At 67.7% G+C, this 18984-nt stretch carries 11 protein-coding genes and 8 pseudogenes; 11 read left to right on the plus strand and 8 right to left on the minus strand.

What is annotated here, in order from left to right; translation table 11 throughout:
• Nucleotides 1-81 precede the first annotated feature (81 nt).
• Nucleotides 82-1808: pseudogene (locus tag ACSJDS_RS14795) on the minus strand (bifunctional protein-serine/threonine kinase/phosphatase).
• 219 nt (nt 1809-2027) lie between these two features.
• On the opposite strand from ACSJDS_RS14795, the gene ppa reads away from it, so the two are divergent.
• The 8 genes and pseudogenes from ppa (at nt 2028) to purH (ending at nt 10786) form a co-directional block, all read left to right on the plus strand.
• On the plus strand, nt 2028-2558 hold the full coding sequence (ppa, locus tag ACSJDS_RS14800) for an inorganic diphosphatase (RefSeq protein ID WP_473033946.1): 531 nt from the start codon (nt 2028-2030) through the stop codon (nt 2556-2558).
• A gap of 209 nt (nt 2559-2767) precedes the next feature.
• Nucleotides 2768-4616, plus strand: a pseudogene (gene dsbD / locus ACSJDS_RS14805) (protein-disulfide reductase DsbD).
• A gap of 219 nt (nt 4617-4835) precedes the next feature.
• A complete protein-coding gene (gene accB, locus ACSJDS_RS14810) occupies nt 4836-5300 on the plus strand; it encodes an acetyl-CoA carboxylase biotin carboxyl carrier protein (protein WP_473033947.1) in 465 nt (154 codons plus the stop codon).
• Between the two features lie 29 nt (nt 5301-5329).
• A pseudogene (accC, locus tag ACSJDS_RS14815) lies at nt 5330-6674 on the plus strand (acetyl-CoA carboxylase biotin carboxylase subunit).
• 84 nt (nt 6675-6758) lie between these two features.
• Nucleotides 6759-7673: a 50S ribosomal protein L11 methyltransferase gene (gene prmA, locus ACSJDS_RS14820; protein WP_473033948.1), complete on the plus strand. Its 915-nt coding sequence runs from the start codon at nt 6759-6761 to the stop codon at nt 7671-7673.
• Nucleotides 7674-7749: 76 nt separating this feature from the next.
• Nucleotides 7750-8805 carry a tRNA dihydrouridine synthase DusB gene (dusB, locus tag ACSJDS_RS14825; RefSeq protein WP_473033949.1) on the plus strand — a complete coding sequence of 352 codons (1056 nt, stop codon included), beginning with the start codon at nt 7750-7752 and terminating at the stop codon, nt 8803-8805.
• Nucleotides 8802-9143, plus strand: a complete 342-nt coding sequence (gene fis, locus ACSJDS_RS14830) for a DNA-binding transcriptional regulator Fis (protein WP_473033950.1) — start codon at nt 8802-8804, stop codon at nt 9141-9143. Before dusB ends, fis begins: the two co-directional genes overlap by 4 nt.
• 60 nt (nt 9144-9203) lie before the next feature.
• Nucleotides 9204-10786: pseudogene (gene purH, locus ACSJDS_RS14835) on the plus strand (bifunctional phosphoribosylaminoimidazolecarboxamide formyltransferase/IMP cyclohydrolase).
• Nucleotides 10787-10972: 186 nt separating this feature from the next.
• On the opposite strand, the pseudogene ACSJDS_RS14840 reads toward purH, so the two are convergent.
• From ACSJDS_RS14840 to folE, 4 genes and pseudogenes are all read right to left on the minus strand, one after another.
• Nucleotides 10973-12429: pseudogene (locus ACSJDS_RS14840) on the minus strand (NAD-dependent succinate-semialdehyde dehydrogenase).
• 61 nt (nt 12430-12490) lie between these two features.
• The gene (locus ACSJDS_RS14845; RefSeq protein ID WP_473033951.1) at nt 12491-12796 is read right to left on the minus strand and encodes a hypothetical protein; all 306 of its coding nucleotides are present in this window, start codon (nt 12794-12796) and stop codon (nt 12491-12493) included.
• Between the two features lie 116 nt (nt 12797-12912).
• Nucleotides 12913-13323 (minus strand): dihydroneopterin triphosphate 2'-epimerase, encoded by a 411-nt coding sequence (folX, locus tag ACSJDS_RS14850; protein ID WP_473033952.1) that lies wholly within the window; start codon nt 13321-13323, stop codon nt 12913-12915.
• Between the two features lie 77 nt (nt 13324-13400).
• Nucleotides 13401-13958, minus strand: coding sequence for a GTP cyclohydrolase I FolE (folE, locus tag ACSJDS_RS14855; protein WP_473033953.1), 558 nt, complete (start codon nt 13956-13958; stop codon nt 13401-13403).
• 277 nt (nt 13959-14235) lie between these two features.
• Here folE and ACSJDS_RS14860 point away from each other — a divergent pair, with 277 nt between their 5' ends.
• A complete protein-coding gene (locus ACSJDS_RS14860) occupies nt 14236-14790 on the plus strand; it encodes a hypothetical protein (RefSeq protein ID WP_473033954.1) in 555 nt (184 codons plus the stop codon).
• An 82-nt stretch (nt 14791-14872) separates the two neighbouring features.
• Here ACSJDS_RS14860 and ACSJDS_RS14865 read toward each other — a convergent pair whose 3' ends face one another.
• The 3 genes and pseudogenes from ACSJDS_RS14865 to ACSJDS_RS14875 form a co-directional block, all read right to left on the minus strand.
• Complete coding sequence (locus ACSJDS_RS14865; protein WP_473033955.1) at nt 14873-15856, minus strand: serine/threonine protein kinase; 984 nt, start codon at nt 15854-15856, stop codon at nt 14873-14875.
• Between the two features lie 45 nt (nt 15857-15901).
• Nucleotides 15902-16174: a ComF family protein gene (locus tag ACSJDS_RS14870; RefSeq protein WP_473035109.1), complete on the minus strand. Its 273-nt coding sequence runs from the start codon at nt 16172-16174 to the stop codon at nt 15902-15904.
• 280 nt (nt 16175-16454) lie between these two features.
• A pseudogene (locus tag ACSJDS_RS14875) lies at nt 16455-16676 on the minus strand (ComF family protein); the annotation flags it as partial.
• Here ACSJDS_RS14875 and bioB point away from each other — a divergent pair.
• Together bioB and bioF are read left to right on the plus strand one after the other, a co-directional pair.
• Nucleotides 16675-17782: pseudogene (bioB, locus tag ACSJDS_RS14880) on the plus strand (biotin synthase BioB). The pseudogenes ACSJDS_RS14875 and bioB overlap by 2 nt on opposite strands.
• 8 nt (nt 17783-17790) lie before the next feature.
• A pseudogene (gene bioF, locus ACSJDS_RS14885) lies at nt 17791-18953 on the plus strand (8-amino-7-oxononanoate synthase).
• Nucleotides 18954-18984: the final 31 nt, after the last annotated feature.

Consider the following 18984-nt stretch of genomic DNA (forward strand, 5'->3'; position numbering starts at 1 on the left):
GAGGGGCGAGGGGCGAGAAGCGAGGCGCGAGGAACGAGACGCAAGGCCCTCGAACCTCGAACCTCGAACCTGCAAAGGGCGTCATCGAAGCAGCCAGGACAGCACCAGCAGCAGCAGCAGAATACCGGCCACACCCTGCCAGAAGTTGGCCGGCTCTCGCAGCAGCCGAGAGCCGCCGGGCGGGTCGGCCTTCTGGCCATCATGATGGCGCAGCGCATAGAGCAGCTCCGACATGCGCCGGAAACGCAGCGAACGCTGCGGGTCCAGGGCCCGCCGCAGGGTATCATCCAGCGCCGGAGACACTTCGGGATTGCGGGTGCGGGCACTGCGGTAGCTCAGCTGCTCCAGGTCGGTATGGCTGCGCAGCCGGTTGGGTGCCAGGGCATAAGGCAGCTCGCCGGTCAGCAGCCAGTAGATGGTCGAGGCCAGCGAGTACTGGTCGCTGCGCCGCCCCACCGGATCATCCAGCGCATATTCCGGGGCGCTGTGCTCGCTGAGTCCCACCTGGCGCGCCAGCTCCCGGGAGCGACGGTGCCCGTCCACGTCGCGCATGTGGCAGGCGCTGAAGTCGGACAGCACCACCTGGCCATGGGCATCGATCAGCACGTTGTCGGGGTGGATGCGCTGGTGCAGCAGGTCGCGATGGTGCAGCGCCTGCACCGCCTTGCCCAGCTGGACGGCGATATCCAACCGCTGGGCCAGGTTCGCCTGGGGATGGCGGCGCGCCCAGGCGGTGAGGGTCTCCCCCTCGACGTAGACCATCAGGTAGTAGAGGTGGCGGCGTGGCCGCGAGGGCTCCATCACCCGCGCCACGAAGGGCGACTTGACCCGCTCCACGACCCACTGCTGCAGCAGGAAGTGCTCGAGATAGGCGTTGCGATTGGAGAGCTCCGGACTCGGCGCCTTCATGACCATCTCGCGCTCGGTACGCGTATCGCGAACGCGATAGACCCGCGACTGGGCGGTACGCGACAGCACCTCCTGGATCTCCAGCCCGTCGATGCGCTCCCCCGGAGAGAGCTCGGGGGAATCGGCAGGTCGCCATAGATGCGTCCGGGATGATCCTGCTCGGCCTCGGGCAGCTGGTCGATTCGCACCAGCTGAAAGCAGAACTGATCGGCCCCGTAGCCCCGGGACTGAGCGCGCTCCCGTGCCGCCTGGGCCAGGCGCTCGCAGGCCGCGTCCAGGTCGCTGGCATCCTGGCGTATCAGCCGCACATAGTCCGAGGGCATCAGCGTCCCGCGCACCGCCTGAGTGGTGAATAGGAAGATATCGCCCTGCTTGAGGGGCAGACGCAGGTAGTCGATATCGATACTGCCGTCGAGCCCCAGCGCCCGCGAGGGGTAGCGGTAGCCGCCCAGGTCGGTGATGTGGTCGCGGGAGAGCTGTTCGAACTCGGCGCCACGCAGGCGAAACACCAGGGTATCGCCCATATGGAAGAGGTGGGCATCATGGGCGCGGTAGACCATCGCCGACAGCGCCGCGACATAGCTGCCGCCCTCGACGTAGTGACTTTGGCTGTAGCACCAGCCGTTCAGCGCACGCAGCACGCGGGTCGCCGAGGTCTTGACGTCCCAGTGGTCCGGGGTCGAGAAGTAGTCGGCGAGAAAGCCGCGCACGCTGAGATCGCCGGCCTGCTTGGCGATGGCGTTGCGGGAGCTGGTATCGCTGATCAGCGCGCAGGCCCCCTTGGCCGCCAGCTGGCCGCTGTCATCGGGGATACGCACCGACATGGAGCTGCGGTGGCGACGCCGGTCCGGTGCCACGAAGGCTTGTCCAACGCTCAATGCCAGCTGGGAAGATGCCAAGACACGCTCCTTATGATTCCGCGGATTCGTCCGCGCCCGCCGCAGCGCAGCCGGGCGCTCCCTCGCGCGGGCCATGATACACCCTTGGCGCATCACCAGCTTGTCAACCAAAGCCCAAACCGGCTCTCACCTATGTCGCATTGGTAATCCCCAGACGGGCTCCGTATAATCCTGCCAAATTTCCGGCCCATCCCCTTTCGCCAACCGAAGGAAGCGATCATGAACTTCGACAAGATTCCCGCCGGTCAGGATCTGCCCAACGACGTCTATGTGGCGATCGAGATCCCCGCCAACCACTCGCCGATCAAGTACGAGATCGACAAGGACATGGGCGCGCTGCTGGTGGACCGTTTCCTCGCCACGCCGATGTTCTACCCGGCCAACTACGGCTTCATCCCCCACACCCTGGCCGACGACGGCGATCCCCTGGACGCCCTGGTGGTGACACCTTGCCCGGTGCAGGCCGGCGCCATCATCCGCGCCCGCCCGGTGGGCATTCTCAACATGACCGACGAGGCGGGTGAAGACGCCAAGCTGGTCTGCGTCCCGTACGCCAAGCTCTCCAGCCTCTACGACGATGTCAATGAGATCACCGACCTGCCCGAGCTGTTGCGCCAGCAGATCGCCCACTTCTTCGAGAACTACAAGGATCTCGAGAAGGGCAAGTGGGTGAAGGTCGAGTCCTGGGAAGGCGCCGAGGCCGCCCGCAAGGCCATCGAGAAGGCCGTTGCCGCCTACGAGAAAGCCTAAGCCAGCACCACGCCTTACGAGACGGGCCGCCCTCTGGGGCGGCCCGTTGCCGTTGTGGGCGAGGCGCGACAAAGGCGCGCACCCACCTGTGGTCAACAGCCGCTGCCAGGTGGGGTATCCTTGAGGGCAACGTCCTCGTGCGCCCTTCGCCGCTGAACTCGGCCAGTTTCGCCGGGTCTTAGCAGCGCACCGGTTCTGCTTCGAAAAGGATGACCGTCTTGACCGTTCGCCACCTTGCCCGCCTCTGCGCCCTGCTGCTGACCCTGCTGTTGCCGCTGGCCGCCCACGCCCAGTGGTTCTCCTCCTCGTCGAGCAACCAGGGCGACTTCCTGCCGGTGATGGAGGCCTTCCAGCCCAGCGCCTGGCATGACGGCGACACCCTCTATATCGGCTTCGAAAATGCCGAGGGCTACTACCTCTATCGTCACCGGCTCGACGTCGAGGGTGCCGATGGCGCCTTGGCGCTGGGCGAGCCCAGCATTCCATCGGGCGAGTTCAAGTCCGACGAGTTCCTGGGCGATGTCTACGTCTTCTACGACCGGGTGGTCTTCGAGGCGCCCATCGAGAACGGCGCCGAGGGCCCGCTGGCTATCACGGTGAGCTTCCAGGGCTGCGCCGATGCCGGGCTCTGCTATCCGCCCGAACAGGTCGACCTGCAGGCCAACGAGGGGGCCATGCCCGCGGCTTTCGTCGGCTGGCGCGATTCGGGCGATGGGGGGGCCCGAGCACCGCCGCCCCGGCCGCCCCGCTGAGCGAGGATGGCCGTTTCAACGCCCTGATTCGCGAGGCCAGCCTGCCGCTGGCGCTGGGCCTGTTCTTCCTCGCCGGGCTGGGGCTGACCTTCACCCCCTGCGTGCTGCCGATGGTGCCGATCCTCTCCTCGATCATCGTCGGCCAGAATCCCAGCCGGCCCCGCGCCTTCGTGCTCTCGCTCAGCTATGTTGCCGGCATGGCCCTGACCTACGCGGTCGTGGGGGTGCTGATGGGCCTGTTCGGCGCCGGCCTGAACCTGCAGGCCCACCTGCAGTCGCCGCCCGTACTGATCGTCTTCGCCATCCTCTTCGTGCTCTTCGCCCTGGCCATGTTCGGCGCCTTCGACCTGCGGCTCTCGCCTCGGCTGGCCGGACGCGTCGATGCCTGGCAGGCCCGCGCTCAGCGCAGCGGCCCGCTGGGCCTGGCCGGTGCCGGCTCGCTCTCGGTGCTGGTGGTGTCCCCCTGCGTTTCGGCACCGCTCGCCGGCGCCCTGGTGTTCATTTCCACTACCGGCGATGCCGTGATGGGCGGCAGCGCCCTGCTCGCCCTGGGACTCGGCATGGGCGTGCCGCTGCTGCTGGTGGGTACCTACGGCACCACCGCCCTGCCGCGCACCGGCGCCTGGATGAACGGCGTCAAGATCGCCTTCGGCATCCTGATGCTGGGCGTAGCGATCTGGCTGGTCGAACGCCTGGTGCCCGGTCCGGTAGCGCTGCTGCTGTGGGCGGCACTCGCCATCGCCACCGCTCTGGCCCTGGGCGCCCTGACCCTGAACCTGCCCCAGGGCTGGCCCAGGGTTCGCCAGGCGGCAGGACTGCTGCTGCTGGCCTGGGCATTGCCCTGGTGATCGGTGCGGCCCGCGGCGCCCACGACCCGCTGCGCCCGCTGGCCGCCCCTCTGGCCCAGTCCGGCAGCGCTGAGAGCGTCGAGATCACCACCGTGACCCAGCTCGATGAGCTGGAAACCGCCCTGCTCGCCAGCCATGACGAGGGCCGCCCCGCCTTCGTCCATTTCACCGCCGACTGGTGCATCTCCTGCAAGCAGATGGAGCGCAGCGTCTACCCGGCGCCCGGCGTGGCCGAGCCGCTGGCCGAGTTCGCCCGCATCAACGTGGACGTGACCCGCAGCAACGCGGCGACCCGCGAGCTGCTGGACCACTTCGGACTGTTCGGCCCGCCCAGCCTGATGTTCTTCGAGGGTGACGAAGAGATTCGCGAGGCGCGGATTCAAGGCGAGGTACGTGCCGGCGAGTTCGCCAGCCATCTCAACGGGGTGCTCGACTGGCTCAACGGCCGCCGCAGCTGAACCCCCTCCCGACTGCCACCCTGGCGCGCTCGGCGAGCGTCATCGAACGCTGTTCCCGGGCGCTGGACATCCCCTTTGATTTTAGGCAAACTCCCGCGACAACGCTTATTAACGGCCGATAGCGTCGGCAATGTTCACCATCTTGCCGGTATCTATCTAATTTGAAGCCGGGTTAACAGCTCCCGGCGGCCGCCAACTACCCACCGATCGAGACACGTCATGGATATCCGCAAGGTCAAGAAACTGATCGAGCTGCTCGAAGAATCCAACATCAGCGAAATCGAGATTCAGGAAGGCGAGGAGTCGGTGCGTATCAGCCGCCACCCCAATGGCACCGGCTGGCAGCAGGCGCCGATGCCCCAGCCGATGGCGATGCCCCAGCCCGCCCCGGCGGCCGCGCCCAGCGCCCCGGCTCAGGAGCCGGCCGAAGAGGCGCCCGCGGCTCCGCAGGGCCACGCGGTCACCTCGCCGATGGTCGGCACCTTCTATCGCAGCCCCGCCCCGGGCTCCAAGCCCTTCGTGGAGGTAGGCTCCAGCGTCAAGAAGGGGGACACGGTGTGCATCATCGAGGCCATGAAGATGATGAACCAGATCGAGGCCGATCGCGACGGCGTGATCGAAGCGATCCTGGTCGAGGACGGTGAGCCGGTCGAGTTCGACCAGCCGATGCTCGTCATCTCCTGATCTTTCCACTGATACTGGCGGACCCCATCATGCTGGACAAGGTTCTCATCGCCAATCGCGGCGAGATCGCCCTGCGCATCCTGCGCGCCTGCAAGGAGCTGGGCATCAAGACCGTCGCGGTCCACTCCAAGGCCGACCGCGAGCTGATGCACGTGCGCCTGGCCGACGAGGCCGTGTGCATCGGACCGGCGCCCTCGGCCCAGTCCTGACCTCAACATTCCGGCGCTGATCAGCGCTGCCGAAGTCACCGACTCCAGCGCCATCCACCCCGGCTACGGCTTTCTCTCCGAGAACGCCAACTTCGCCGAGCAGGTCGAGCGCTCCGGCTTCACCTTCATCGGCCCGCGTGCCGAGACCATCCGCCTGATGGGCGACAAGGTCAGCGCCATCGAGTCGATGAAGAAGGCCGGCGTGCCCACGGTGCCCGGCTCCGACGGCCCGCTGCCGGAAGACGACGAGGGCGAGATCGTCGCCATCGCCAAGCGCATCGGCTATCCGGTGATCATCAAGGCCGCCGCGGGCGGCGGCGGGCGCGGCATGCGCGTGGTGCACACCGAGGCCCATCTGCTCTCGGCGGTCACCGTGACCCGCACCGAGGCCCACTCGGCCTTCGGCGACGGCACCGTCTACATGGAGAAATTCCTCGAGAACCCGCGTCATGTCGAGGTCCAGGTGATCGCCGACGGCCAGGGCAACGCCATTCACCTCTTCGATCGCGACTGCTCGCTGCAGCGGCGCCATCAGAAGGTGATCGAGGAGGCCCCGGCGCCGGGGATCGACGAGACCGCCCGCGCCGAAGTCCTCGAGGCGTGCCGCGAGGCCTGCATCACCATCGGCTATCGCGGCGCCGGCACCTTCGAGTTTCTCTACGAGGACGGCCGGTTCTTCTTCATCGAGATGAACACCCGCGTCCAGGTGGAGCACCCGGTCACCGAAATGGTCACCGGCGTGGATATCGTCCGCGAACAGCTGCGCATCGCTTCCGGCCTGCCGCTCTCGGTCAGCCAGGAGGAGGTCACGCTCAACGGGCACTCCTTCGAGTGCCGCATCAACGCCGAGGACTCGCGCACCTTCATGCCTTCGCCGGGCAAGGTCACGCTCTACCATCCGCCGGGCGGCCTGGGCGTACGCATGGACTCCCACGTCTATACCGGCTACACGGTGCCGCCCCACTACGACTCGCTGATCGGCAAGCTGATCACCTGGGGCGCCGACCGGGAGACCGCCCTGACGCGCATGCGTAATGCCCTGGACGAGCTGCTGGTGGAGGGCATCAAGACCAACACCGACCTGCACAAGGACCTGGTACGGGACGGCTATTTCCGGCAGGGTGGCATCAACATCCACTACTTGGAGAAGAAGCTGGCCCAGTAGGCCGCGACTCCTCCTCTCCAGCGGGGCGGCCACGGCCGCCCCGCTTGCGTTCATCCCCGACCCTTCTGCCCAATGCGAGGCCCCATGCCCTGGCTGCAACTCAAGGCCCATATCGCCCCGGAACAGGCCGAGCTCCTCGAGGAGCTGCTGCTCGACGAGGGTGCTACCGCCATTACCCTGCAGGACGCCCATGACGACCCGGTCTTCGAGCCCGAGCGGGGCAGCACCCCCCTGTGGCGCGAGACGGTGCTCACCGGCCTCTACGACGACCTGGAGGGCGTCGGGGCGATGCTCGAGCGGCTCGCCGCCGCCTGGGCCGAGACCCTGCCCGGCGAGCCCTGCCCCGAGATCGACTACGAGCTGCTCGCCGACCGCGACTGGGAGCGCGAGTGGATGGAAGACTTCCAGCCGCTGCGGATGGGCCAGCGGCTGTGGATCGTGCCGAGCTGGCATGAGCCACCGGAGCCCGGCGCGGTCAACCTGAACCTCGACCCCGGGCTCGCCTTCGGCACCGGCACCCACCCCACCACGGCGCTCTGCCTGGCCTGGCTCGACGACCTGGCCGTCAAGGGCGAGCTGGCCGAGGGCCGCGTGCTCGACGTGGGCTGCGGCTCGGGGATCCTGGCCATCGCCGCCCTCCGGCTCGGCGCCCGCAGCGCCATCGGCACCGATATCGATCCCCAGGCGCTCACCGCCAGCCGCGACAACGCCGAGCGCAACGGCATCGTCGAGGCGGACTTCCGGCTCTGCTATCCCGAGCAGCTCGACGACGCCGAGCGCTTTCCCGTCGTGGTGGCCAACATTCTTGCCGGCCCGCTGGTCGAACTGGCGCCGATGATCGCCGGCCACGTTGCGCCGGAGGGGCGCCTGGCACTCTCCGGGATTCTCGAGCCCCAGGCCGAGGCGGTGCTCGACGCCTATCGCGAACAGGGAGTGCACATGGACGCGCCGGCGGTTCGCGAAGGCTGGGTCCGGCTCAGCGGGCGGCGCCCGGCGTGAATCGCGCCGGCTGGCGCCTTCACCATCCCTCCCCAGACGCGTATGATATGCAGCCTCCAAGCCAGCTGACCCGACCATGACCGAGACTCGCCCTCTGCCCCAGATCGGCCGACACCGCCTGCCCAACCGGGTGATTCTGGCCCCCATGGCCGGCGTCACCGACCGCCCTTTCCGGCAGCTCTGCCGCCGCCAGGGTGCGGGGCTGGTCGTCGGAGAGATGGTCACCTCGGACCCCTCGCTGTGGCATACCCGCAAGTCGCGTCAGCGCCTGGACCATCGCGGCGAGCCCGGCCCTCGCACGGTGCAGATCGCCGGCGGTGATGCGGCCATGCTGGCCGAGGCGGCCAGGCTCAACGCCGACCACGGCGCCGAGATCATCGACATCAACATGGGCTGCCCGGCCAAGAAGGTCTGCAACAAGGCCGCCGGCTCTGCCCTGCTGCGCGACGAGTCGCTGGTGGCCGAGATCCTCGAGGCGGTCGTGGCCGCGGTCGACGTGCCGGTCACGCTCAAGATCCGCACCGGCTGGTGCGCCGAGAGCAACAACGGCGTGCGTATCGCGCGCCTGGCCGAGGCCGCCGGCATCCAGGCCCTGGCGGTGCACGGGCGCCATCGCCAGCAGCGTTTCAACGGCACCGCCGAATACGACACCATCGCCGCCATCAAGTCGGCGGTAACCCTGCCGATCTTTGCCAACGGCGATATCGACACGCCCCAGAAGGCAGCCTTCGTTCTCGACTATACTGGTGCCGATGCGGTGATGATCGGTCGCGGCGCCCAGGGCAACCCCTGGATCTTCCGCGAGATCGACCACTATCTTCGCCACGGGCAGCGGCTGCCGGAACCCGACGATGGGGAGCGTGCCGAGGTGCTGCTCGGGCATCTGGCGGCGCTGCACGACTTCTACGGCATGCCGATGGGCGTGCGTATCGCACGCAAGCACCTCGGCTGGTACCTGGCCGCCGACCGCCGCCTGACATCCGCACGACAGCGTGAGCTAAGGGCCACCTTCAACGGCCTGGAACACCCGGACGAGCAGTATCATTTCGTCGACGAACTCTTTTCCTCCGGCCCCGGACCGGCAGTCTGCCGCACCGGGGTCGGGGCAGCGAATGGAATCAGTGCCGCATGAACCGACACGTCTTCACTCCCAACCCCGACCTGTCGGGTCTTGACGCCGGCCCCGGTAACGAGCTGGCGGATCCCGACGGCCCCGCATCCCTGGCAACCACACGACCCGGAGAGCAGCCCCTTCGCGAGGCCGTCGACGCCGCCATGCGACGCTACTTCGACCATCTGGACGGCGGCACCGCGACCGACCTCTACGCCATGGTGATGGCCGAGGTCGAAGCGCCGCTGCTGGCCAGCGTGCTGGACTACACCCAGGGGAACCAGACCCGCGCGGCCGAACTGCTCGGCCTCAACCGCGGCACCCTGCGCAAGAAGCTCAAGCAGCATGACCTGATCTGACCGGAGCGGCCGCCCGGCCGCCCGGCGCCCCTTCCCGTCACCTTCAGCAAGAGTTGCACCATGGCCGATACTCCCTCATCCCAGCCGGTCCGCCGCGCCCTGATCAGCGTGTCCGACAAGACCGGTATCGTCGACTTCGCCCGCGGCCTGTCCGAGCGCGGCGTCGAGCTGCTCTCCACCGGCGGCACCTTCCGCCTGCTCCAGGAGCACGGCGTCACCGTCACCGAGGTCTCCGAGCATACCGGCTTCCCGGAGATCATGGACGGCCGCGTCAAGACGCTGCATCCGAAGATCCACGGCGGCATCCTCGGACGCCGCGGCGAGGACGATGCGGTGATGGCCGAGCACGATATCGCCCCCATCGACATGGTGGTGGTCAACCTCTACCCCTTCGCCCAGACCGTGGCCCGGCCCGACTGCCGCCTCGAGGATGCCATCGAGAACATCGACATCGGCGGCCCCACCATGGTGCGCGCCTGTGCCAGAACCACGCCCACACCACCATCGTGGTCAATGCCGCGGACTATGCTCGGGTGCTGGGCGAGATCGCCGCTCACGACGGCGCGGTGAGTGACGCCACCCGCTTCGACCTGGCGGTCAAGGCCTTCGAGCACACCGCCGGCTACGACGCCGCCATCGCCGACTATCTGGGAAGCCGAGTGCCCGGCGGCGAGGACGGGTTTCCGCGCACCTACAACCTGCAGTTCGAGAAGAAGCAGGCCATGCGCTACGGCGAGAACCCGCACCAGAACGCCGCCTTCTACGTCGAGGCCAACGCCCGTGAGGCCAGCGTGGCCACCGCCACCCAGCGGCAGGGCAAGGCGCTATCGTTCAACAACGTCGCCGATACCGATGCCGCCTTCGAGTGCGTCAAGGCCTTCACCGACACCGCCTGCGTGATCGTCAAGCACGCCAACCCCTGCGGCGTGGCGGTGGGCGCCACCCCGCGCGAGGCCTACGACAAGGCCTTCGCCACCGACCCCACCAGCGCCTTCGGCGGTATCATCGCCTTCAACGTGCCGCTGGACGCCGAGACCGCACGGGCCATCATCGACTGCCAGTTCGTCGAAGTGATCATCGCCCCCGGAATCGACGAGGACGCTTTGCCGATCGTTGCCGAAAAGCAGAACGTGCGACTGCTCGACGTGGGCGCGCACTGGCCCGGTGAGCGGGAGCATGCCCATGACATCAAGCGCGTCACCGGCGGGCTACTGGTGCAGGACCGCGATCTCGGCATGGTCGGCCGCGATGAGCTCACCGTGGTCAGCGAGCGGGTGCCCACCGAACAGGAGATGCGCGATCTGGCGTTCGCCTGGAAGGTGGCCAAGTACGTCAAGTCCAACGCCATCGTCTACGCCAAGAACGGCCAGACCATCGGCGTGGGTGCCGGTCAGATGAGCCGCGTCTACTCGGCCAAGATCGCCGGCATCAAGGCCGCCGACGAGGGCCTCTCGGTGCCCGGCTCGGTGATGGCGTCCGACGCCTTCTTCCCCTTCCGCGACGGCATCGACGCCGCGGCCGCCGCCGGCATCGCCGCGGTGATCCAACCCGGCGGCTCCATGCGCGACCAGGAAGTGATCGACGCCGCCAACGAGGCGGGCATCGCCATGGTCTTCACCGGCATGCGCCATTTCAGGCACTGACGGCTGCGCCTGCGGCGAGCTGTAAGCTGTAAGCTGTAAGCTGTAAGCTGTAAGCTGTAAGCTGTAAGCTGTAAGCACAGCGTGGATAGCGTCGCCATAATCAGAAAACCCCGTCGGCCATGGCCGACGGGGTTTTCATTTCTTACGGCTTAAGGCTTATGGCTTACAGCTCCGGGCGAAGCCCGGTCAGCCGAGATCGATGCAGAGGTACTTCGGTCTCCAGGAACTCCTCCAGCCCCTGGTGGCCGCCCTCGCGACCCAGCCCCGACGCCTTGACCCCGCCGAAGGGCGTGGCAGCGTTGGAGATCAGCCCGGTGTTGATGCCCACCATGCCGTACTCCAGGGCATCGGCGACGCGCCACACACGGCCCAGGTCCCGGGAATAGAAGTAGGCGGCGAGACCGTATTCGGTGTCGTTGGCCATCCGCACGGCCGTCTCCTCATCATCGAAGGGGAAGACCGCCGCCAGCGGGCCAAAGGTCTCTTCCCGAGCGACCTTCATCTGATCGTTGGCGAAGCTGATCAGGGTGGGGGTGAAGTAGCTTCCGCCCAGGGGGTGGGGGTGCCCCCCAGCAGCAGCTCGGCGCCCTTGTCCACGGCGTCCTGGACGTGCTCGCTGACCTTGGCCACCGCGTTTTCGTCGATCAGCGGGCCGATATTGATATCGGGCTGGGTGCCGTCCCCGACCTTGAGCTCGCTGTTCATGGCCACCGCCAGCTTCTCGCAGAAGGCGTTGACCACGCTGGACTGCACCAGGAAGCGGTTGGTGCACACGCAGGTCTGGCCGGCATTGCGGAACTTGGCCGCCATGGCCCCCTCCACCGCGGCGTCCAGATCGGCATCCTCGAAGACGATAAAGGGGGCGTTGCCGCCCAGCTCCAGGGAGATCTTCTGGATATGCCGAGAGGCGTTGGCCATCAGCTCACGCCCCACCTCGGTGGAGCCGGTGAAGGTGATCTTGCGCACTGCCGCCGACTCGGTCATGGCCGAGGCGATTTCGCTGGCACGCCCGGGCACCACGTTGAACACGCCGCGGGGCACGCCGGCACGCTCGGCCAGCAGCGCCAGCGCCGTGGCCGAGAACGGCGTCTGGCTGGCCGGCTTGACCACGATGGTGCAGCCCGCGGCCAGCGCCGCACCGGCCTTGCGAGTGATCATCGCCGCCGGGAAGTTCCAGGGGTGATGGCCCCCACCACGCCTACCGGCTGCTTGGTCACCACGATACGCTGGTTGCCCTTGGCGGCGGGAATCGTCTCGCCATAGATGCGTCGCCCCTGCTCGGCGAACCAGCGCAGGAAGCTCGCCGCATAGGCGATCTCGCCAGCAGCCTCCTTGAGGGGCTTGCCCTGCTCATGGGTCATGATCATGGCCAGATCGTCCTGGTGCTCGAGCATCAGGTCGTGCCATTTCATGAGGATGTCGGCGCGCTCCAGCGCCGAGAGCGCCTTCCAGCCGGGCAGCGCCAGCTCGGCGGCAGAGATGGCGCGCTCGGTCTCGACGTGTCCCAGCCGCGGCACATTGCCGAAGGCCTCACCGGTGGCAGGATTGATGACATCGATCTGTTCGCCGCTGTCGGCGGCGACCCAGCTGCCGTCGATATAGGCAAAGGGACAATAGAGCTGCGTTTCCTTAAGGGCTTCCATGGTCGTCTCCCGGCCGCTCGGCGGCCTCGTTGTCAGAGTAGGCTGGGCACTGGCGATGGCATCACTGCACGGCATTGGCACCCTGGTCCACGACCAGGGCCGCCTCAGGGGGCTGAACCATGGCCGTCAGTATGGCCAGTATCAGGGCAAGCGCAATGGCCAGCCAGCAGAATGCGCGACCGATGTAACGGTCGGGCATATGCCGTATCTGGCGCAGTCCCATCAGGGCGAAGATGGCCGCCGCGATATTCACCGGCGGCAGACTGCCCTGCAGCAATAGCGCGAAGAGCGCGGTAACGATGGCTGTCAGGGCCCAGGGGGAGTAGCGTCGACGCGATGACGCTTGCGGGGAACTGTCACTGTCCAACGACGAATTCTCTCTACGGCGGCATTTACCCTGTCCATGCTACGCCCAAAGCCGGCCGTGCTCAAAGCGTCGGCGCTGCCCAGGCAGCGCCACTCGGCCAGGGTGGCAAGCGTCGCTCAGCGAGGCCGTCGCGGCTCGCGTGACGCCGACAGGGTCACCGAGACGGAGTCGGCAAAGCGCAGTGCATGAGGCTTGTCGATCTCCACCTGGGCCGTCAGGACCGGCTCGTGGGTCATGATCAGATCCAGCACCTCGCGGGTCATGCGCTCGAGCAGCAGGAAGCGATTCTCTTCCACATGGGCGATCACCTGTTTGGTGATGGTGCGGTAGTTGAGCGCCTGTTCGATATGATTGAAGGCCACCGCCTGGTCGGCTCGATAGCGGATCACCGCATTGATGACGACGTCCTGGCGGTTGTTGATCTCCTCTTCCTTGATACCGATATGGGTGCGCAATCGCAGGTTCTTGATGCGAATGGTGGCAAGGTCATGATCGAAGTGCTGATCATCCAGGGCGTGCAGGGGCATGGTCGGGGCTCCAGAGTGAGGGGAAAGAGCGGTGACCGCAGGCTACCCGATCCCGATGCGGCCAGTCGTCGAAGGCGTCAACGCCCGTTGACCAGGGTCAGGAACTCCTGCCGCGTCGGCTGGTTGTCGCGGAAGGCGCCCAGCATCACCGAAGACGTCATGCTCGAGTTCTGCTTCTCCACGCCACGCATCATCATGCACAGATGGCGCGCCTCGATGACCACTGCCACCCCGCGGGCATCGGTCACCTGCAACACCGCCTCGGCAATCTGGCGGGTGAGGTTCTCCTGGATCTGCATGCGGCGAGCATACATGTCGACGATTCGCGCAAACTTGGAGAGCCCCAGCACCTTGCCGCTAGGCAGATAGGCGATATGGCACTTGCCGATGAAGGGCAGCAGGTGATGCTCGCACATCGAATAGAGCTCGATGTCCTTGACCAGCACCATCTCGTCGGTCTCGGACTCGAAGACCGCGCCGTTGATGATCTCCTCTAGCGTCTGGGCATAGCCGCGAGTCAGAAACTGCATGGCCTTGGCCGCTCGCTTGGGGGTGTCCTGCAGGCCCTCGCGGTCGGGGTCCTCTCCCAGTTCCAGGATGATCCTGCGGTAGTGGTTGGCGAGTTCTTCGGTCATGATCGGGCCCCGTGCCAGTCTTCATTAGGCATTGCATGGTAATGGCATGCGCCACCACCTCATGTACAAAATATATACAGTAAAAACATTTCGTACAATATTGAGTTATCTAAAAGGGTCATTCTAGCGCAAGCGGCGCCTCGCCGCAGGTCGGCTCGCCGCCTTTTCGTGCCCACGGCAGACAAGCCGACAGCGCTGCCGACCGTGGGGAGCTGTGGTAAAATGGCGTAAGTCAATTCACTGCGCATAGCGCAGCCGTCTTCATCGAGAGCACGACATGATCAAGAACCCTACCGCGATGCTGACTGCCGCCGGGCTGGCCCTGCTGGCCCTGCCCGCGTCGGCCGCCACCCTGACGCTGCCTGCCGATGCCCGAGTTGCCGTTCAGGTGATCGACGAACTGGTCCTCGACGCCGACAGCGACCGTCGCGACGACATCCTGATGCGCCCGGTCAGCGATTACCCCGAGGCCACCCACGCCCTGCCGGAGTACTGCGTACTGGTCGGCAACGCCCGGATCGACGGCGAGCGCCTGCGCATCACGGCAGACTCGCTGACCTGCATCGAAACCGAGGGAGGCGACAGTGAGATCTACAGCGGCGAGTTCTCCGCCGCCGCCTACGAAGCCGACGGCAGCTTCGGCGTGGCCGCCTGCGACGCGGGTCGCTGCGAGCTCGGCCCCAACCACGCCTTCCAGCTGCAGCTGGCCAGCGAACTGGCCATCGAGGAGCAGGAGAATCCCGCCGAGCAGATCAACATCCAGCGTCGTCAGGCGGATGGCACCGGCGTCGCCAACCCCCTCCCCGCCGAGCGGCCCGACCCGGATCAGTGAACCTCTAAGGGCCCGGCACACGAGACACCGAGCGCCCTTGGGGCGCTCGCTCCCCCACTCCCCCTCGGCTGCCGGGCCGCGATCAGGCCAGCCAGCGCGGCCCCCGGTTCAGGACCTGACGCTGCTGCCCCAGCAGCCGGATATGCCCCTCCCAGTAACCGGCGTCCGCCAGCCACGGAAAGGCCGGAGGAAAGGCAGGATCCGACCAGCGCGCCACTAGCCAGGCGCTGTGGCGCATCAGCCGCAGGGTGCGCAGCGGCTCCATCAGCGCCAGCTCCCGGCGGTCGAAGTCGCGATGCTGCTCATAGCCCTCAAGGACCTCGGAGAGCTGCATCTGCAGCTCATCGTCGCGTTCGGCGGTGAACAGCATCCACAGATCCTGTACCGCCGGCGCCATCAGGCAGTCATCGAAGTCGACCAGGGCAAAGTGCTCGTCGCGCCCCAGGATATTGCCCAGGTGGCAGTCGCCCTGCACGCGGATCGCCTGTTCGGCGGCCCAGGCGTGGGGTGCCAGATCATCGTGCAGTGCCGCGGTGATGCGCTCATAGGCTCGCCGCTGATGGCGATCCAGCCAGTCGCTCGACAGCACCCGCTCCCGCGCCTCGACCACCATGGCATCCAGGTCCATGGTGCCGCGATGCATGAAGCGGGCACGCTCGCCTACCGCATGCACCGCGCCGATCAGTTCGCCTAGCGCGAACAGGTGGACCGGGTTCTCGAGCTCCGGCGCCTGACCCGGCAGCTGGGGAAAGAGCGTGAAACGAAAGCCCTCGGCATGATGCAGGCTGCGGCCCGCCGCGTCTCGCCAGGGCGGCGCCACCGCCACGCCGCCGGCGGCCAGCTCCGTCAGGAAGTCGTGCTCCTCCTGGATCTGGGCATCGCTCCAGCGCTCGGGGCGGTAGAACTTGACCACCCAGCGGCGGCGCTCGTCATCGTGGACCAGATAGACGCGGTTCTCGTAGCTGTTGAGCGCGAAGGGCTCGCCCGGCAGCCACAGGCCCAGCGATTCCACGGCCGCAACAATCCGCGCCGGCTCGAGCCTGGCAAAGGGGTGGGTCGCCTGCATGATACCTCCGGTGTTGCGGTAACTGCCGGCATGCTAACAGAGTTGTTACCCCGGCGTGCGCGCCATGGCCCAGGCCTCGATATCTTCGGCACCGGCGCGGCGGCAAGCCACCGCCAGCGCATTCAGCGTCGCCCCGGTGGTCATGACATCATCCACCAGCGCCACCCGGGGCGGCAGCCGCTTATCGACGACGAAAGCCTGGCGCAGGTTGCGACCGCGCTCGAGACGGTCGAGCCCACGCTGGGAGCGCGTATCGCGCCGGCGCCGAGCGCGTATCAGCGGAACCCCAGACGCCGCGCCAAGCGCCGCGCCAGCCAATCGGCCTGGTCGAAGCCCCGCTCACGGGCTCGCCGCGGATGCAGCGGCACCGCCAGCAGCGCCTGCGGGGCTCGGCAAGCGCCAGGCGCGCGAGGAACAGGGCCAGCAGCACGCTGCCGGCCCGCGGCGAGGCGTGGAACTTGAAGCGCTGCATCAGGGCCGCCACCTCGCCCTGATAGCGCAGTGGCGCCAGGGTGCGGTCGAACCCCGGCGGCCGGGCGAGACAGCGCCCGCAGCGGCGACCGGCCAGCGCGCCGGCCGGCTGCGGTTCTGCGCAGCAGGGACAGGCCGGCAGGTTCCAGGGAAGCGTCTCGAAGCAGGCCGAGCACCAGGGCTGCCCCGCCGCGCCTGGCGCCAGACAGAAGGCACAGCGGCCCGGCAGCGCATGGCGCAGGGCTCGGTCAACCACACCAAGGCCCAGGGTTGACAAGCCGGCGCCACGCCCTATGCTGGTCGTCAACTTTCCAAAGTGATCCATGTTGACTTTAAGCGAGCCTGCCATGACCTCAGCCTCCTGCGCTTCCGGCGCACCTGATCTGACCCTAGCCGGCAATGCCGACGTGCGCCATGACTGGTCGCTGGCCGAGATCGAGGCGCTCTTCGCCCTGCCGTTCAACGACCTGCTGTTTCGCGCCCAGCAGGTGCACCGTCGCCACTTCGATGCCAACGCCGTGCAGGTCTCCACGCTGCTGTCGATCAAGACCGGCGCCTGTCCCGAGGACTGCAAGTACTGCCCGCAGTCCGGGCACTACAACACCGGGCTCCCCAAGGAGAAACTGCTGGAGATCGACAAGGTGGTGGAGCAGGCCCGCGCCGCCAAACAGGCTGGCGCCAGCCGCTTCTGCATGGGCGCCGCCTGGAAGAGCCCGCGTGAGCAGGACCTCGAGGTGGTGCTGGCCATGGTCGAGCGGGTCAAGGCGCTGGGGCTCGAGACCTGCATGACGCTGGGCATGGTCGACGCCGACCAGGCCAGCCGCCTGGCCGAGGCCGGACTCGACTACTACAACCACAACCTGGACACCTCCCCGGAGTATTACGGCGAGATCATCACCACCCGCACCTACGCGGACCGCCTGGAGACCCTGGGCAACGTTCGCCAGGCGGGCATGAAGGTCTGCGCCGGGGATACTGGGCATGGGCGAGGCGCCACGCGACCGTGCCGCCCTGCTCCAGCAGCTGGTCAAGCTCGAGCCACACCCCGAGTCGGTGCCGATCAACATGCTGGTCAAGGTGCCGGGCACGCCGCTGGCGGAAGTGGAAGACCTGGACCCCCTCGAGTTCATTCGCGCCATTGCCGTGGCCCGCATCCTGATGCCCGAAAGCCATGTGCGCCTCTCCGCCGGCCGCGAGCAGATGGAGGAATCCACCCAGGCGCTGGCCTTCCTGGCCGGGGCCAATTCGATTTTCTACGGTGACCGGCTGCTGACCACGGGGAACCCCCAGGTAGAGCGCGACCGGGCGCTGTTCGCCAAGCTCGGCCTGCATCCGGAGCGTCGTGACACCTGCGTCGACGATCAGCGACAGCAGGCCAGTTTGGAAAGCGCCATGGCGCGTCGGGCCGGCCGGGTCCACGCCGCCGAGCTGGCCTACGACGCCAGCGGGGCCTGAGGCGTGCCATGGGCATTGACCTGAGCCCCTGGCCGAGTCGCCTTGCCCAGCGGGCGGCCGCCCGACGACAGACCGGGCTATGGCGCGAGCGCCGGCTCCATGCGCGTGATGGGTCGCTATGCGATTTCGCCGGCAACGACTACCTCGGCCTGGCCCGTGACCCGCGCCTGGCCGAGGCCCAGGCCGACGGGGCTCGCCGCCACGGTGCCGGCGCCGGCGCGTCCCACCTGGTCAGCGGCCACCTTGCCGCCCACGAGGCGCTGGAGTCACGCCTGGCCGAGCTCACCGGCCGGCCGGCGGCACTGCTGTTCTCCACCGGCTACATGGCCAACCTGGGCGTCCTGCAGGCGCTTTGCGACGGCACCACCCGGATTTTCCAGGACCGACTCAACCACGCCTCGCTGCTCGACGGCGCGGCCCTGGCCGGGGCTCGCTCGCGGCGCTTCCACCACGGCGACCTCGACGACCTGACCCGCATCCTGGACCGCGCCCCGGAGGAGACCCTCAAGCTGGTGGTCAGCGATGGGGTCTTCAGCATGGACGGCGACGTGGCCGACGTGGCCGGCCTCGCCGCGGTGGCGCGCCGCCATGGCGCCTGGCTGATGATCGACGACGCCCACGGCCTCGGCGTGCTGGGCGAGCGGGGGACGGCTGCGTGGGCCGCCGCCACGGCGTGGCGGACGTCCCGGTGCTGGTCGGCACCCTGGGCAAGGCGCTGGGCACGGCCGGCGCCTTCGTCGCCGGCAGCCGCGAGCTGATCGAACACCTGCTCCAGTTCGCCCGTCCCTATGTGTACACCACCGCCCAGCCCCCGGCGGTGGCCACCGCGACGCTGAAGGCCCTGGACATTCTCGCCAGCGAACCGGAGCGCCGCCGACGGCTGCATGATCACATAGCGCGCTTTCGCAGCGAGGCCACCCGCCTGGGCCTGCCGCTGGCCCCCTCGCCCACGCCCATCCAGCCGCTGGTGCTGGGCGACGGCGCCCGCGTCATGCACTGGGCGGCTCAACTGCGCGAGGCCGGCCTGCTGGTCGGCGCCATCCGCGAGCCCACGGTGCCCCGGGGCCAGGCGCGGCTGCGCCTCACCCTCTCCGCCGCCCACACCGAGGCCGAGCTCGACCGTCTGCTGGTGGCCCTGGCACGCCTGCAGGACGAGGCATCCACCGCATGATGCCGCTGGTGCTGCTGTCGGGCTGGGGAAT

It is taken from the genome of Halomonas sp. SL18_1, from assembly GCF_055755715.1.